Origin of the sequence: Oribacterium sp. FC2011 (assembly GCF_000701645.1) — a bacterium.
Classification (GTDB): Bacteria; Bacillota; Clostridia; order Lachnospirales; family Lachnospiraceae; genus Oribacterium.
The window spans coordinates 178,834-193,605 of record NZ_JNJM01000004.1 but is presented as its reverse complement, the minus strand read 5'-3'; the positions used below and the strand labels follow the sequence as shown (position 1 = coordinate 193,605).

The 14,772-nt window shown below is 35.4% G+C and carries 16 protein-coding genes; 10 read left to right on the top strand and 6 right to left on the bottom strand.

The annotated features are described in order from the left end of the window. Nucleotides 1–34 precede the first annotated feature (34 nt). Nucleotides 35–226, bottom strand: a complete 192-nt coding sequence (locus T357_RS0104935) for a hypothetical protein (RefSeq protein WP_031549359.1) — start codon at nt 224–226, stop codon at nt 35–37. Between the two features lie 355 nt (nt 227–581). Here T357_RS0104935 and T357_RS0104930 point away from each other — a divergent pair, with 355 nt between their 5' ends. From T357_RS0104930 to T357_RS0104920, 3 genes are all read left to right on the top strand, one after another. Further along, nucleotides 582–1,760, top strand: coding sequence for a glycosyltransferase family protein (locus T357_RS0104930; protein ID WP_031549357.1), 1,179 nt, complete (start codon nt 582–584; stop codon nt 1,758–1,760). Between the two features lie 183 nt (nt 1,761–1,943). Then, nucleotides 1,944–2,174 carry a hypothetical protein gene (locus T357_RS0104925; protein WP_031549355.1) on the top strand — a complete coding sequence of 77 codons (231 nt, stop codon included), beginning with the start codon at nt 1,944–1,946 and terminating at the stop codon, nt 2,172–2,174. A 57-nt stretch (nt 2,175–2,231) separates the two neighbouring features. Then, nucleotides 2,232–2,603 carry a glycosyltransferase family protein gene (locus T357_RS0104920; protein WP_031549353.1) on the top strand — a complete coding sequence of 124 codons (372 nt, stop codon included), beginning with the start codon at nt 2,232–2,234 and terminating at the stop codon, nt 2,601–2,603. A 150-nt stretch (nt 2,604–2,753) separates the two neighbouring features. Here T357_RS0104920 and T357_RS0104915 read toward each other — a convergent pair whose 3' ends face one another. Genes T357_RS0104915 through T357_RS0104905 form a run of 3 tightly spaced genes read right to left on the bottom strand, consistent with a single transcriptional unit; the run spans nt 2,754 to nt 4,916 of the window. Continuing rightward, nucleotides 2,754–3,713 carry a LicD family protein gene (locus T357_RS0104915; RefSeq protein WP_031549351.1) on the bottom strand — a complete coding sequence of 320 codons (960 nt, stop codon included), beginning with the start codon at nt 3,711–3,713 and terminating at the stop codon, nt 2,754–2,756. Nucleotides 3,714–3,727: 14 nt separating this feature from the next. Then, complete coding sequence (locus T357_RS19015; RefSeq protein WP_044916113.1) at nt 3,728–4,360, bottom strand: glycosyltransferase family protein; 633 nt, start codon at nt 4,358–4,360, stop codon at nt 3,728–3,730. Between the two features lie 43 nt (nt 4,361–4,403). Continuing rightward, on the bottom strand, nt 4,404–4,916 hold the full coding sequence (locus T357_RS0104905) for a hypothetical protein (protein WP_031549349.1): 513 nt from the start codon (nt 4,914–4,916) through the stop codon (nt 4,404–4,406). Nucleotides 4,917–5,311: 395 nt separating this feature from the next. Here T357_RS0104905 and T357_RS19010 point away from each other — a divergent pair, with 395 nt between their 5' ends. The 7 genes from T357_RS19010 to T357_RS0104865 all read left to right on the top strand — a co-directional run bounded on the left by T357_RS19010 (nt 5,312) and on the right by T357_RS0104865 (nt 12,151). Beyond that, complete coding sequence (locus T357_RS19010) at nt 5,312–6,301, top strand: glycosyltransferase family 2 protein (RefSeq protein WP_031549347.1); 990 nt, start codon at nt 5,312–5,314, stop codon at nt 6,299–6,301. A 39-nt stretch (nt 6,302–6,340) separates the two neighbouring features. Continuing rightward, nucleotides 6,341–7,549: a CgeB family protein gene (locus T357_RS0104890; protein ID WP_031549345.1), complete on the top strand. Its 1,209-nt coding sequence runs from the start codon at nt 6,341–6,343 to the stop codon at nt 7,547–7,549. A gap of 81 nt (nt 7,550–7,630) precedes the next feature. Next, nucleotides 7,631–8,140, top strand: coding sequence for a hypothetical protein (locus T357_RS0104885; RefSeq protein ID WP_031549343.1), 510 nt, complete (start codon nt 7,631–7,633; stop codon nt 8,138–8,140). Between the two features lie 3 nt (nt 8,141–8,143). Further along, nucleotides 8,144–8,767 carry a glycosyltransferase gene (locus T357_RS0104880; RefSeq protein WP_031549341.1) on the top strand — a complete coding sequence of 208 codons (624 nt, stop codon included), beginning with the start codon at nt 8,144–8,146 and terminating at the stop codon, nt 8,765–8,767. A 39-nt stretch (nt 8,768–8,806) separates the two neighbouring features. After that, nucleotides 8,807–10,861: a LicD family protein gene (locus T357_RS0104875; protein WP_031549339.1), complete on the top strand. Its 2,055-nt coding sequence runs from the start codon at nt 8,807–8,809 to the stop codon at nt 10,859–10,861. 17 nt (nt 10,862–10,878) lie between these two features. Next, a complete protein-coding gene (locus tag T357_RS0104870; RefSeq protein ID WP_031549337.1) occupies nt 10,879–11,490 on the top strand; it encodes a hypothetical protein in 612 nt (203 codons plus the stop codon). After that, complete coding sequence (locus tag T357_RS0104865) at nt 11,483–12,151, top strand: glycosyltransferase family protein (RefSeq protein ID WP_031549334.1); 669 nt, start codon at nt 11,483–11,485, stop codon at nt 12,149–12,151. Before T357_RS0104870 ends, T357_RS0104865 begins: the two co-directional genes overlap by 8 nt. Nucleotides 12,152–12,213: 62 nt before the next feature. Here the strand turns inward: T357_RS0104865 and T357_RS0104860 are convergent, their stop codons facing one another. After that, the gene (locus tag T357_RS0104860) at nt 12,214–13,353 is read right to left on the bottom strand and encodes a glycosyltransferase family protein (RefSeq protein WP_031549333.1); all 1,140 of its coding nucleotides are present in this window, start codon (nt 13,351–13,353) and stop codon (nt 12,214–12,216) included. Then, nucleotides 13,350–14,651: a tetratricopeptide repeat-containing glycosyltransferase family 2 protein gene (locus tag T357_RS20020; RefSeq protein WP_049962280.1), complete on the bottom strand. Its 1,302-nt coding sequence runs from the start codon at nt 14,649–14,651 to the stop codon at nt 13,350–13,352. The genes T357_RS0104860 and T357_RS20020 overlap by 4 nt, the downstream gene beginning before the upstream one ends. Nucleotides 14,652–14,772: the final 121 nt, after the last annotated feature.

The window sequence follows — 14,772 nt, the reverse complement described above, 5'->3', positions numbered from 1 at the left end:
AGTCTCCGCTATGTTGAGACTGTCACACTGTTTCTTATGCATCTGTTTCCTTAGTCGATCTTTTAACACTTCGAAACTCCTCAAGAACCGCTTCCCTCTGGCAGATTCTGATAGTCTCATCCACAGCTTTCCTTGTCCGTCCGTAAATCTTCACCTGTTTATTAAAAATATGACAGAATCTTACGTACTGGTTGATGATATCACCCTGTGCTCCGTCATAAAGCATCTTTACTTTACAATCAACACGAATATCCTTCCCTTTGAAAAAAAAATCCTTTAATGTAAGCTTCCTTTGCTTTCATATTATCATTTTATACATGTATACACAATTTAAGTATTTTTCAAATCATACGCGTATTTTTGATCCCATACACCTTAACACACCATCAATCATTTTCATATCGTCTAAATTCAGACTATATTTACGTTAAAGCGGAATGTCACAGGTTTACCTTATCGTGTATCAATGTTGGCTTTTTGTGAAGTCATCTCTTATAAATACTCCGACTTTAAACGATATTAACTATTATAGAAATTCTAACTATTATTAAGTCCAAGGCATTTTTGCTATGGGAGTTTATATGAGGATCATATTGTTTTACTCAGGAATAGAATCCTTTAATTATTTTACGGATGAAATTAATAAAGAACTGCATAATTTAGGTCATGAAACATTCATTCTTGATTTACGGGATGCCAATAACACACCGGGACAATCTCTCAGAAATCTCTATGAATATACAAAGACGCCGGTTGACGCAGCTATAGGTTATGATCAGATGCCTGCAATCGGACCTGCTTATGTTGAACTGTGGAATGAGCTCAACATCCCGGTAATCTCAATATTTGTAGACCCACCTTTCAGATTCGGAAAGTATAACCGGGCTCTGCCAAAGGCTTACCTCCGATTCTGTTGTGATATGGAGCATGTAACCTGGTGCAAGCGTTTTTGCTCAGATACGATCCCCAATGTCTACTTCCTTCCCCATGGGGCTTCCGTTCCTGAAAATGAGCCACCCTCTTGGGAAAACAAAAAATATGACATTTTGTTTTCGGGCACATACTATAAACCAGAAGGATATATAAGAACCATCAGAGAGAAATATTCAGGTGCAGTACAGAAGATTCTGTTTGATGCAATGGATTTTATGAAAGTTAATCCCTCATTTTCTCTTCCAGCAGCAGTTGACAGAATCTTGTCCTATGCAGACTACAATGCTGACGATCTAACCAGATTGTCTGTCATGGAATCAGGCGAGGAAGCTGACTGGTTTATCAGAATGTACTATAGGGAAAAGGTTATTGATTCTGTTCTTAATTCCGGCAGGGATCTTTGGATAGTAGGTCGTGGATGGAATAATTACCCCAAGTGCAATCATCCTCATTTTCATCATATCTCGGAACGTATTCCATTTGCAGATTCCCTTGATATTATGGCAGACGCAAGAATAAATCTTAATGTTATGCCATGGTTTAAGGACGGCACTCATGAAAGAGTGTTCAACACTTTACTTCGTGAATCCGTTTCTCTGACCAATCCAAGTACTTACTTGAAAGAAAACTTTAAGGATCAGGAATCCATATACTATTATGAACTAACGGAACTAAACCATATTCCCGATATCATTGAAGAAATATTAAATAATCCCGAAAAAGCAAAAACTGTTTTAAAAAACGGTAAATCTATAGTGCTTGATAAATACACATGGAAACAGACAGTTGCAAGTATATTGAACGCTGTTAATGCATTTAAACAATGAAGCTGGAATATTTCTTTTATAAAAATATTCGGATTCTGAATTAAACCGGATAGGTTAGTTCCAAGGGGTGTTACCTTATGACAAAATCTATAAACATAATGACATCATCGGACGTTAATCTGCTTAGGTATATCGCAGTTCAGTTATGTTCATCGTTATCTGCCGAACGACATTGATCGGATTATGTACATAGATGCAGGTGACACATTTATAGCTCCAGATCCTTCTGCATATTATGATACAGATTTTCAAGACAACGCTCTTACGGTAACTCCTATAAGATTTAAAGTTACGCCGGAAGGTAATCTTGCACTTTATTTAGAAAGTGATCTATCAAACATGGCTTTACTTCCGGGAATTGTAAGAGGACTTATGAATTCCGGCTCCTATGTTATTAATCTTAAAATGATGTGAACTTTAGACTTTGGAATAGCTGACTACACCAGTCTTGCGATAACCTTATCAAGAGTATTGGGCAAGGAAGAAAATGTTTACTGGGGTGACCAGGGTCTCCTGTCTGCTGCATTCGCAGGTCAAATGAACGTATTTGGTTTCCCCGAATATAAAGACCTTTATTATATGCCACATAACTTTTGTATGTGGTATTTCAACACTAAATCGGTCAAACCCGCTTATTCGCCTACAGTAATTCACTTTGCCGGAAGCGAGAAACCGTGGAATATGAAATATCCCATACGTACAAATCTTTTAAGCTATAAGTCTGAATGCACATTAAATGATCTTAATATTCTGAAGCTTGGACAGGCAGAGTACTATTATTTATGGCATGAGTATTCCATAAAAACAGACACGTTATTAAAAGAACTAGGTATAAACAATTAAGAAATCTACATAAACCTAATAACCACTATTTTTTTAAAAAAAGTGTGCCAGAGACTCACTCACTGGCACACATTTTGTCTACTATTATTTATAGTTCTGTTTATATTATCAGTTCTAGTAATTCAAAAATCAAGATTATACTTAAACACCTTATAATTCTCCCCTCCAGTCATCAGGTATTTTAATATTTCCATTCTGGTATTCACTAAAAGGTGTATCAGGATCATAAAAGCTATTTTCATGTGCCGATCCTCCCTTTACATATTCCTTATAGTCTCCATATTCTGCAGACAATACATTATTCCATCCGGAAGGTACTGGCACCATCAGATTTTCAAAAGGTAGATATTTTTCTTCCTGCCACCAGGATAAATCATTATCACGTTTCCCATTTAGATTCAAATTTTCGATAAGATCACCAACAATATTACTTTTTCCCCACATTGAAAGTGAAAAATCCTCAAACATTCTGAAGCGTTCTTTCATCGGTAGATTACTTATTCTAAATAACAGCTCATCTTTCAAAATACTTTGACCATTAAATAATTCATTAAATATCTTTTTATAATTAACGCCATGTATAAAACACAACCACAGTTCGGCTCTCATTCTCGATTTTATAGCCAATTCATTTGTACCATCACTCACAGCATCTAATGGAAAAATATCAATAGAAATACCCGAAAATACTCCATTTTTTCTCATGGACGGTTCTGCAATTGTTGTTCCAAGATCTCTAATCTTTGAAAAATATGATTTAATAACTGCTTCATCGTTATATGCATCCTCATATAGCAATCTTCTTCCTCTTAATTCCCTTCCATTAAAATAATCGCGAGCGTATCCCTCCATACGCATATACTCGTCACGTTTCATTACAATATCAATATCATCATCCCATGGTATAAACCCATTGTGTCTGACAGCACCAAGAAGTGTTCCGAAACCAACAAAATATTGCAAGGAAAACTCTTTAGCAAAAGTATCAAATTCCTGCAACATATTCAAAAGAACTGACCAACACTTTTTTCTCTTTTCAGTAACCCTAAAACCACATAAGATTTCTTCTTTATAAAATCCTTCATCGAGTCTTATCATATTCATACCCATTGACTATATCTTTATCATCTCATCATAAGTTCCAACATCTGTCTGATTCTAGCATCAGTACCGTCTGAATCCACAGCATGATAATAACCATTCCTGGCAATGATTTCTGCCTGATCGGGATTACTAAGCAACCACTTAATATCCTTTACTGCCTTTTCAACTTGATCTAGATCAAATAGCATAATATCGGTTCCATCAATATAATTCTTTTCAAGATAAGTCGAAGAATCAGATACACATACAGCCCCATTCATCATGCCGGCGAAAGGTTTCTCACTGCTTCCCTTTTTAAACCATGGCATGATACTCAGGTCGATCTTGGCATCTCCGATAAGCTTATGGCACTCCATCGGGGAAACCCTGTCATGTATACGTATATTTTCAGAAAAAGGGTTTTCATCATCCTCCCATCCTTCTCCGTAAACATCCACCTTAATGTCGGCATCATCAAGTGCATGCATGATCAAAAGCTTATAGTGTCTTCTCACTATGTCTTCTATCTGCCTTGACACCTTATCAACTATAAATAGTTTATATAACTCATCCCTGCCGCTTTTTATTCCTGTCTCATCCAGATATTTTTTTACTGCATCTTCTGCTGACAGAGTCGGATCATTAAAAATATAATTTATAGCATTTCTATACAATGCCAATCCTCCATCAGTAAAGCCGTCTACCTGTGAAACGGTATCATACTTGATCTGACAATTTAAGGCTGTTCTTTGCAAGTGTAATATATACATTTCCTTCCATACCTAATAGATTTGTTGAATCTTCATAAGCAGTCTTAATAATAAAAGGAGAAACGGTTGCCAGATAATCAAGCGCATTATTTTTAAATTGTATCTGAATATCAAATACTAACCTCCTTAACATCAAAGCTATTTTACAATACTTTTCAATTAAGCTATCAAAACCATCAACATCGTCCCAAAATAACATGAATCCAAAACGTCTCTCATTATATAAAGCCTTTATAATCTGATTAATTTTTATGAAATCCGCAGTCAACAAATTATTACTATGCTTTTCATTCAAATCATAATATTCATCCATAATATTATCTAAGTCTTCAAGGTTATGATTCTTAATGCTTTCATTCATCCTTGATTTGTAATGTTCAATATAAGCAAGATACTTATCTTTGTTGCTTTCCAAAGATTCACAAAGACCTACAAATTCATCAAGACTCATATTTGCCATACAGGAAGCTCCTTTAAACAAGTAATCTGTATCTCATTAATATGTCCTATTCCCCGTAATGATAGACTCCATTCCAGGATGCAAACGACAACCATACATTATAATAATTAATATCGCCTGGATTTGTTTAGTTTATAAGTAATTAAGGTTTATAATTGTACTTAGACAGTGCGCCTGTATTAACATAATAAACTATGTTTTTCGTTGAACTATTCCCTTATAAATCCTCTGATTATTAACGATATTAAATATTATGGAATCAAGGCGGATAGCATATGAACACTATTTTAAAATTGTTAAATGATAATCATTGGGATGAAGCGCTAAAAGAATTTATTGAATACACAAATCATCATGAATTTGATTAGCAAACTTGTATCATTGGCGCAACCATAATGGAACACTTTGGTAAATATGATTCCATGTTTGAGTTCATCAGAGGCGGATTGAAAATCAATCCTTTCAATTATGAATTATATTTACTTTTGGGAAATTATTACAGTACGAAAAATATGATACAAGCTCACATTTCCTATGAAAATGCTTTGTATCATTGTATAAATACAGGTAATGATGATGATCGCAACTTTATAGAACAACTTATAAAGAATACTGATGTTTCAACGATACAGTTTGCAAGACAAGTATCATTTGTGATCATTTCATATAATACCCTGGATTACACAAAGGCTTGTATCGAAAGTATACGGACAACCTGCTTTTCCCAGTGTTATGAAATCATCGTTGTTGATAATGCATCCAATGATGGAAGTGTTGAGTGGTTATCTAAACAAGACGATATATTTCTCATTAAAAACAATGAGAATAAAGGATTCCCCGCCGGATGCAATCAGGGTATAAATGCAGCCAAACCGGATAATGATATCTTCTTACTTAACAATGACACAATTATGCTTCCCAATTCACTCTTTTGGTTAAGGATTGGGTTATATAATGATGAGAATGTAGGCGCAACAGGAGCAGTTACAAATTATGCTTCTAATAACCAGATTGTAGGTAGTCAATTTAATTCTATTGAAGAGTATATTCGCTTTGGGACAGGTATAAATATCCCTGATACAAATCCTTATGAGGAAAAAATCTTTTTGATCATGTTTGCCATGCTTATTAAGAGGAAATGTCTTAATTCCGTCGGATTGCTTGATGAATTGTTTACCCCGGGAAATTTCGAGGACAATGATTATGGTCTTAGAATTATGGAAAAAGGCTATAAATGTACACTCTGCCATAACAGCTACATCTATCATTTTGGTTCGAAAAGTTTTGGAAAAAACCCAAAACATTTTGAAGATATCTATAACATCAACCGCGAAAAATTTATTAATAAATGGGGAAGTTACTTATCAAAAAACAATCTTATCTAATCAGCACAACGCCAAAAACTTTATTCTTGGGAGACCATTATGAAAGTTTTGCATCTTAATATAACTACATTCTTTGCTAACAGAGACATGCTTGAAGCATTTGAAGCATACAGAGATTCCGATGGAAATCCATTGGAGCTTATTAAGTATAACTATAAATATACCCAGGATACAGCACGAAATGATCCTTATTTTGAAGAGAAGTTTCAAAAAGATCTGAAAACTCATTGTCCTGACTTTGTTTTTTCTTTGAACTTTCTTCCAGTCATTTCTAAGGTATGTAATAAAGAAGGTGTCATCTACGTTTCATGGATTTATGATAACCCTGAAATCTTTCTGTACAATTACAATATGAAGAACCCCTGTAATATAGTGCTGATGTTCGACTCGAAACAGTATATGGAGTTCATGGTTGGAGGAATTAAAAACGTCAGATATCTTCCGCTAGCTGCCTCCACCAAACGATTGGATTCCATTATCCCTACTAAGGCTGCTAAAAAGAAATATTCCGCTGACATATCCTTTGTGGGTTCTCTATATACAGAACGAAAACAGTATTACGAAGAAATTGTTCCAAAACTTGATCCCTACACTCATGGCTATTTAGAGGGAATTATAAAAAGTCAGTTACAGGTTGACGGAGTGAATTTTGTAGAAGAATGTCTCACTCCGGAAATCACAAAAAAAATACAGGAAGTAAGCAATATCTACCCTTATTCTGACAGCATAGAAACACTGGAATATCTTTATGCCAATTACATAATAAACAGACAAATTACAATAATTGAGCGAAAAGAACTTCTCACCCTTATAGGAGCTCATCATCCTTTGAAATTATATACCTATAAACAGAATAACTCATTTTCTCCGAAAGGCGTAGAAAATATGGGGCCTACCGACTATTTTACGGAAATGCCTCTTGTGTTTAAATTAAGCAAGATAAATCTGAACATCACCCTCCGAAGTATTCAGCATGCGATACCTCTCAGAGTTTATGATATTCTGGGTTCCGGCGGGTTCCTTATGTCCAACTTCCAGCATGATCTTGCGTACCATTTTGTCCCGGGAGAAGATTTTGTTTATTATGAGAACAGAAAGGATCTACTCGATAAGATAGATTACTACCTTGTCAATGAAAATGAACGTGTTGATATTGCCAAAAATGCACATAAAAAGATTCAAGAACAACATACCTTTGATGTGCGGGTTAAAGAAATAATAGACATCGTTAATGAATATAAATTGTAAATTTCGAGATATATATACCTTATAATGTTATACACCGGTAAAGAAAGCAATTCCATTAATATCAACCAATAAGAATATATTATGATGAATATTTCAGATTATATCGAAAGAATTGACAGAGATGATATATCGATACATTTGCCTCCTGCACTCTTAACAGAAAACACTGAAGTTGTAAAGGGTGTTCTTCTCATCTCGCACGAATTAACACTTAGCGGTGCTCCTATTCAATTGTATATTCTTGCTAAAGCTTTGATTGATCTCGGATACCAGCCTATTGTTTATTCTTTATCCGAGGGTGATCTTATAGATGATTATATAAAAATGAATGTCCCAATCATTTGCGGAATAGGACCGGCTAAATCCGCAGAATGGGTAAATGAATTGGTCAGGGGCTTTAAATATATTTTTGTAAATACTCTGCCCATGGTTTCCTTTGTGAGGTATTTGTCTGGTGCTAACAGGCAAATTTTTTGGTGGATACATGAAAGTTCCTACTTGTTCAAAGATAAATATTGTACTGATATTCCAAATACTTCCGGATTGCGAATTCTTGCTGTAAGCGAAATATGTTCTGATCATATAAAATAATACATGGGTTTAGATTCTACTCTATTCAATATATGCATAGAGGATCAGGGAACTTCTTATAAACTCACATCCAATAAGACTGTGTTCTTATGGGCTGGTATTCTGGATCCGAACAAAGCACCGGAGATACTGTTAAATGCAATTTTCAATCTTCCCGAAAACTATATTTGTGAATCCGAATTTATCATTGTTGGTCAGACCCATCATGATCATGAAAATGAATATGCCATATTAGTTAAAGAAATTGCGTCAAAGCTCCCCAATACTCGCTTCATGGATACAATGGATCACAATGAATTTTTAAAGTTGATGAATACTGTAGATTCAATTGTCGTAACTTCTATGGAAGAGACAATGAGTGCAGTTGCTGTAGAAGGGCTCATGAAAAACAAAATAGTTGTTTGTACTGAAGGATGTGGGATAGCAAAGTATATTAAAAATATGCAAAACGGTTTTGTTGTCCCAGTACGTAATTCTCAAAAGTTATGTGAAACTCTTAAATATATTATTGACAATAATGATAATCTCAGCCAATTAAGATTATCTGGAAGAAAGGTCTATCAAACATTTTTTACATACGATGTTTTTAAGCAACATCTAGAAAAAATATTAACTGAATCCAACTAAAGAGAAATAAATGGTTTTGGAATAGGAGCTCTTTTATTTATGACATTTCCTGATGATTTTTTCGAAGACGAAGTACGTGAAGGCTTTTTTATCACAAGTATGATGAAACGTTGCTGGGCAGCACAGCTTCAAATTCTTGAGGACGTTGATGCACTGTGTGCTAAATACAACATTAAATATTTTGGAGATTGCGGCACACTGTTAGGCGCAATTCGTCACGGCGGATATATTCCATGGGATGATGATCTGGATATATGTATGTTAAGGGAAGACTACGAACTGTTTCTTAAGCATGCGGGTGAACTTCCGGGGAATTATTCTATATTAAACTGGTGGGAGGACGAGGACTGGATCGATGCATTTACACGTGTGGTAAATACAACCTGTGTTCGCTTTGATGAGGATTTTTTAAGTTATTATCATGGATTTCCCTATTCTGTCGGAATAGATATATTTGTTCTTGACTATATGTACGAAGACACCGTCAAAGAAAACGAACGTCAGGCACGGGCTAAAATGTATATGAACGTTGCAAATTCAATAACAGACGATGTGAGCTCCTGTGCTTCTGTCAAATCATTGATCAAGTCAATCGAAACTGCCTGTAATGTCAAATTTGATCGTTCCCGCTCTATACGTAAACAATTATACCGGCTTGTAGATAAAGCCATGACCGAAGTAGATCGGGCTGATGCTTCAAAAGTATGCCTTACCGCCGTTTGGCTGGAACATCATTCCTGTTTTTGGGAGAAAAAATATTGTGACCGGGTTATGCGTGTTCCGTATGAGTGCACTACCCTGCAGGTTCCGGTATGCTATGATGCTATTTTGAAAGCCCATTATGGGGATTACATGAAGGTAAATCGCAGCGGAGGATTGCATGAATATCCCTATTATAAAAAGCAGGAAGTTGTACTCACCGAAGAGTATGGATGGAAATCCTGGGATTATCAGTGGGACAAAGATGAATTGACACTTGCTTCACGGATACGTGAAGAAAAAAATCTGAGAAAAAAATTGATCACTGAAAAAATACATAAATTCGAAGCTTTGATATCTTCTGCACCTGATATATATGGAGACATCCGACCTGAGATCGAAAAATTAAAACTCGAAATTGAAAAGCCAAATTCCAGAACCGAAGTTGTCTTCTTGACTCTGGGTCCGGAGTATTGGAAAAACTTTTCTCACTTTTGGGATATGGAAAACAGCAAGCCGGATACTGATGTATATGTTATCCCTATCTCCTATTTTGATACAGCCCTTAACGGTGATGCCACACGTTCCCATTATGTGACGGAGGGATATGAAATCCCTGTGACCACCTATGAAGAATACAATATCGGTCAGCGTCAGCCAAAACGTATTTATATTCAATGCCCCTATGATGATATGAATCCGGGCATGACAGTTCATCCGTTATTTTACAGCAGTGAACTTTTAAAATACACCGATGAACTGATTTATGTACCTATGTACGATATGGAGGATTTTGAACCCACTGATCAAAAATCAGCATTTGGACTCAATTTCATTGCCAAAATGCCCGTTTTACTTCATGCGGATACCATATACGTACCTACCGAACGTCTTAAGGAAGAATATGTAAGAGCCCTGGTAGAATTTTCAAATGGAGACACGGACGAATCTTTCTGGAACGAAAAAATCCATGTTGAAGATTACAGACATGATGCTTCGGATAAAAATGATCACAGTAAGACGAAAAAGACGATCTTATATTACACTGATGTGGCACCTATTGCATTAAACGGCACTAAATCTCTTGATAAGATACGATCCTCTTTATCACTTTTAAAAGAATCTTCCGGAAGACTGAATGTTATATGGTGCGTTTCTGAAAATATGAAATCAGTCCTTAATTCAAAGGATTGCCCTGACGGAAAAAAACTGTATGAAGACTATCTGGGAATATCCCGTGAATTCAATAATGAAGGATGGGGAACTTTTACAGAACACATTTCTTCTGATCAGCTGGAAGACATTGATGCCTATGCGGGTAATCCCAGCCCATATGCACATATTCTCAGTTACCATAAAAAGCCTGTTATGATTTTAAAAGAATATGATGAATAAACTATAAGGAATCTGTTATGGATACACTGGAAAACTTAGTTCAAACATACGAAAAACTGGAAAAGAATAAAGAAGTCATCTTAAAATACAGATCCGATTATGAGACTTCCATAAATGAATGTATCAGATGTCATGACCTGAATTCTTTTGAAAAAAAATTGAATGAATTCTTTGATCTTGATAAGCAGCATGATCATTCACTTATAACTACCGAATTGCTGAGACTGGATTATATAAAAGATGCCTTGTTAAAGGAATACAGCAATGGTTTTAATTTATTCTGGGAAGACACTGATAACGTGAAGGATCTGCTTAAAAAATACAACAAAACTATTTTTATGTTGAGGCGCTTAACTTTCGACTTACCGGATGCTTATAAACGTGAAAGTTTTGATCATTTGATAAAGATGACTCCTTTTATACTACAGACCATTTATGAAGATCTTACATCTCCGGTTTTTATGAAGGATTATGTTTTCATAAGTTTAGCCATGGAACATATTAAGTCAAAAGAATATAAATATTCTGTTTATTACCTCAGAATGGTTGATCATAAAAATGAGGAGATAAACAAACTTATCTCTCAGTTACAATCATTGACATCTTCTTTCGGAGGCGAAAATGAATGAACATCAGTTTTGCTTTATAATTTGCACAAATAATGAAGATTATACCAAAGAATGTCTTTTATATATCAGTAACCTTATCATTCCGGATGGTTATTCTATCGATGTTCTGACCATAAAGGACGCAAAATCCATGGCATCCGGATATAATGAAGCCATGAAAGCCTCCGATGCAAAGTATAAAATTTACATGCACCAGGACGTTTTTATATTAAACAAATACTTCCTCATTAATATTCTGAATATATTTAAGTCCAACGAAAAGATAGGCATGTTAGGGCTTGTGGGTGCCGTCAAACTAAATAAAGCAGCTATAATGTGGGGTTCAGATCGTGTAGGATGTACTATGATTCGTTCCGAAGGTGATAAACCCTATATATCAGAACAATATAATCCTGCATCTCCCCCGCATATCGTTTCCGCTATAGATGGTTTTTTGATGGTAACCGGTGTTGACATTCCATGGAGAGAAGATTTGTTTGATGGCTGGGATTTTTATGACATGTCCCAAAGTATTGAATTTAAAAGACACGGTTATCTTATAGTTGTACCCGAACAGACAACTCCATGGTGTCTTCATGATGACGGATACATTTTATCCCTGCTTAATTTTAATCATTACAGAAAAGTATTTCTTGAAGAATACAAAAATGAACTATCCTGAATTCAATTCAGGATAGTTCATTGATCACCATAGCTTAGTGAGGTTTATCAAAATTATTCAGGTTACGATTCGACAATATTTATTATACTGTATATTCTGTCTTTATACGTGAATTCATCGTGTGTTTTTTTCATTCCGGATTTACGTATATTTTCTCTTGCCGCATCATTTTTTATATAAAATGATGCCTTTTCCACAGCATCCTCTATAGAATCATACAGAACCAGATTTTTACCATTTTCAAAGTAATATGACAGCTCATCTGTATACCCTGAAAGCAAAAAACCTCCTGAACCCATGATATCAAGGGCCCTCTGCGGAATTGCCGACCACACTGCTCTGAAAGGCGGATTCAGATTAACCTTGGATTTTCTGAAAAAGTCAGGCATCTCAGTGTAATAATCAATTTTAGGAAGCACTGTAAGATCCGGCATCATTTTTTTCTCATCCTCTATAGCACCTGTTACAAGGGCCGTTTTAAATCGATTGCTCATTAAAGAAAGAAGAGATACTCTGTCAATATATGTCATATAAGATGCCATGGAATATGATAACTGTCCGGGAGACAGATCAAACCCTGTCATTTCATTTATGGCTCTTAGCTCCGATTCCTGATCCTCCAGAAGCTCAAGGACAAAGTAACTTCCATATATCAGTCGTTGCGAAGTCATGATCCCTTCCAAATACCCTTTATGATAATTATCCAGCTTCTCCATGATATATGGACATGTCGACTTATAAAGACTCCCCAGGAAAGAAACCTCATAATCATAATTATCTAAAATTTCCGACATAGGAGTAAATCCAGTCGCTAAAGGAAGATAATAGACATTATCAAGCCCCATGTTTTTATACTTAAGGTATTCTCCTCTGTCAAAAATGAAAATATAATTATTCGGATTGTCCATAGTTTCCATTGATGAAAGATCCATAGGCGTGTCATAAGTCCACGAAACATATTTAATATTCAGTCTATAGCAAACCCCGGAAACAATGGGACTGTAATTTACAGTAAAGATAAGATCATAGTTCTGAGACCCAAAATCTTTCCTAAGCATCTCTTCAAGCTTTTCATCATGATACATATCCTTAGGAGTAAAGTAGCTCTTTTCAATCACCTTTAATCCCATTTCCTTGAATGAATCGGCTATATGCTTTATTGTATAATGTTTATAAAGATTACATATGAGTATACTTTTCATAATAACTGTTGTTTAAATGCCTCCAGCTCTGCCGCTGAACATAAACTTATGACATGCTCAAATACTTCTTTATCATCTGTTTTATAAGAATTCACAAAAACAAATGCCTTATCCTTGATAGTACCAAGATCATATAAATCATTTATAATCTTAATCTCATCCTGGGTTTTCAATTCAACATTTCCGTTTTGCCTTAGTGCCTTAAAAGCTGACATCAAATAACCAAGATACTCTGCATTATATTTTTGTTTTCCGATACAATATCCGGACTCTTCCACTACCTTTGTATATTCTTTTTCCTGATAGTAGGAATCTAACATTTTTGAGCATATCTTTGGAAAATATGCTTCAACATGGTCTGATCTTTGAAACGATCCGTATTTATCATATATATCGATTGCTTCTTTATAATAATCCGCAGCCTTTTTATACTTCTTAAACCTGTAATAATGATCTGCCACCACACAGGAAAAATCAGCATCATGAGGAAGTATTGCTCTTGCATAGTTATAAATCTTAAGTATATCCCCGGTTCTTTTTTTATCTTCACCCAGGATCATAAGAAGATGTCTGAGGGTATCGCCTCTTCTCTCTGACTCTTCGGTGACTTTATCGTCCATATATTTTATTGATTTAAAATACAGTTCCTCAGCTTTTGCGTATTTTTTGTTCTTGGCATATATATCTCCGAGATATCCATACAGATCCGAATCACCGGGATTCTCTGCTATAGCTTTTTCCAACATGGTTTTGTATAACTTATCTTTATTTTTTTCGTTATACACCGTCTCGCTGTATCCTGTATGATAAATTATCAACTCATCTGTTGCATCATATATATCTGTTGGCTGATCATTTTTCAGATGTTCATGTATCTTTCCTTCATATTTTATACCGACATGATTTTTAAAAACTCTGGGCTGAGTTATGGTTCCGATCACCTTTCCTTCATCATTAAGGTTCAATAACTTGGAAGCTATGACGTATTCTTTTTTTTCTTCAGCCTTTGATATTACTTCGCAAAGATTGGAGGCATCCTCAAAATATTCATCAGCATCAAGGAATACAATCCAGTCACCTTTGCACTTATCTATGGCAAAATTTTTTGCTGCTGCAAAATCATCTATCCATTTAAAACGATAAACAGTTGCTCCGGCTTCTTCAGCTATCCGGACTGTATCATCAGTTGATCCTGTATCAACAACAATCTGCTCAAATGCCACCCCTTTGACGCATCCCAGTGCCTTTCCTATATTCTTTTCCTCATTTTTAACTATCATTGCCTGCGAAATCTTCATTAAGACACTCCGATCATATAAATACTATCTGCCTTCATACTATTATATCGCCCAGGATTTATACTTAATAAGCCAGGCAAATAGAGTAGGGCAGGTTTTTTCTTTTTCGCCCACGGGTCAC

Bases quoted from the DNA above. Each gene is read 5' to 3' on its own strand.
- T357_RS0104935 (WP_031549359.1), bottom strand. From the start codon at position 226: ATGCTTTATGACGGAGCACAGGGTGATATCATCAACCAGTACGTAAGA.
- T357_RS0104930 (WP_031549357.1), top strand. From the start codon at position 582: ATGAGGATCATATTGTTTTACTCAGGAATAGAATCCTTTAATTATTTT.
- T357_RS0104925 (WP_031549355.1), top strand. From the start codon at position 1,944: ATGTACATAGATGCAGGTGACACATTTATAGCTCCAGATCCTTCTGCA.
- T357_RS0104915 (WP_031549351.1), bottom strand. From the start codon at position 3,713: ATGGGTATGAATATGATAAGACTCGATGAAGGATTTTATAAAGAAGAA.
- T357_RS0104905 (WP_031549349.1), bottom strand. From the start codon at position 4,916: ATGGCAAATATGAGTCTTGATGAATTTGTAGGTCTTTGTGAATCTTTG.
- T357_RS19010 (WP_031549347.1), top strand. From the start codon at position 5,312: ATGGAACACTTTGGTAAATATGATTCCATGTTTGAGTTCATCAGAGGC.
- T357_RS0104890 (WP_031549345.1), top strand. From the start codon at position 6,341: ATGAAAGTTTTGCATCTTAATATAACTACATTCTTTGCTAACAGAGAC.
- T357_RS0104885 (WP_031549343.1), top strand. From the start codon at position 7,631: ATGATGAATATTTCAGATTATATCGAAAGAATTGACAGAGATGATATA.
- T357_RS0104880 (WP_031549341.1), top strand. From the start codon at position 8,144: ATGGGTTTAGATTCTACTCTATTCAATATATGCATAGAGGATCAGGGA.
- T357_RS0104875 (WP_031549339.1), top strand. From the start codon at position 8,807: ATGACATTTCCTGATGATTTTTTCGAAGACGAAGTACGTGAAGGCTTT.
- T357_RS0104870 (WP_031549337.1), top strand. From the start codon at position 10,879: ATGGATACACTGGAAAACTTAGTTCAAACATACGAAAAACTGGAAAAG.
- T357_RS0104865 (WP_031549334.1), top strand. From the start codon at position 11,483: ATGAATGAACATCAGTTTTGCTTTATAATTTGCACAAATAATGAAGAT.
- T357_RS0104860 (WP_031549333.1), bottom strand. From the start codon at position 13,353: ATGAAAAGTATACTCATATGTAATCTTTATAAACATTATACAATAAAG.
- T357_RS20020 (WP_049962280.1), bottom strand. From the start codon at position 14,651: ATGAAGATTTCGCAGGCAATGATAGTTAAAAATGAGGAAAAGAATATA.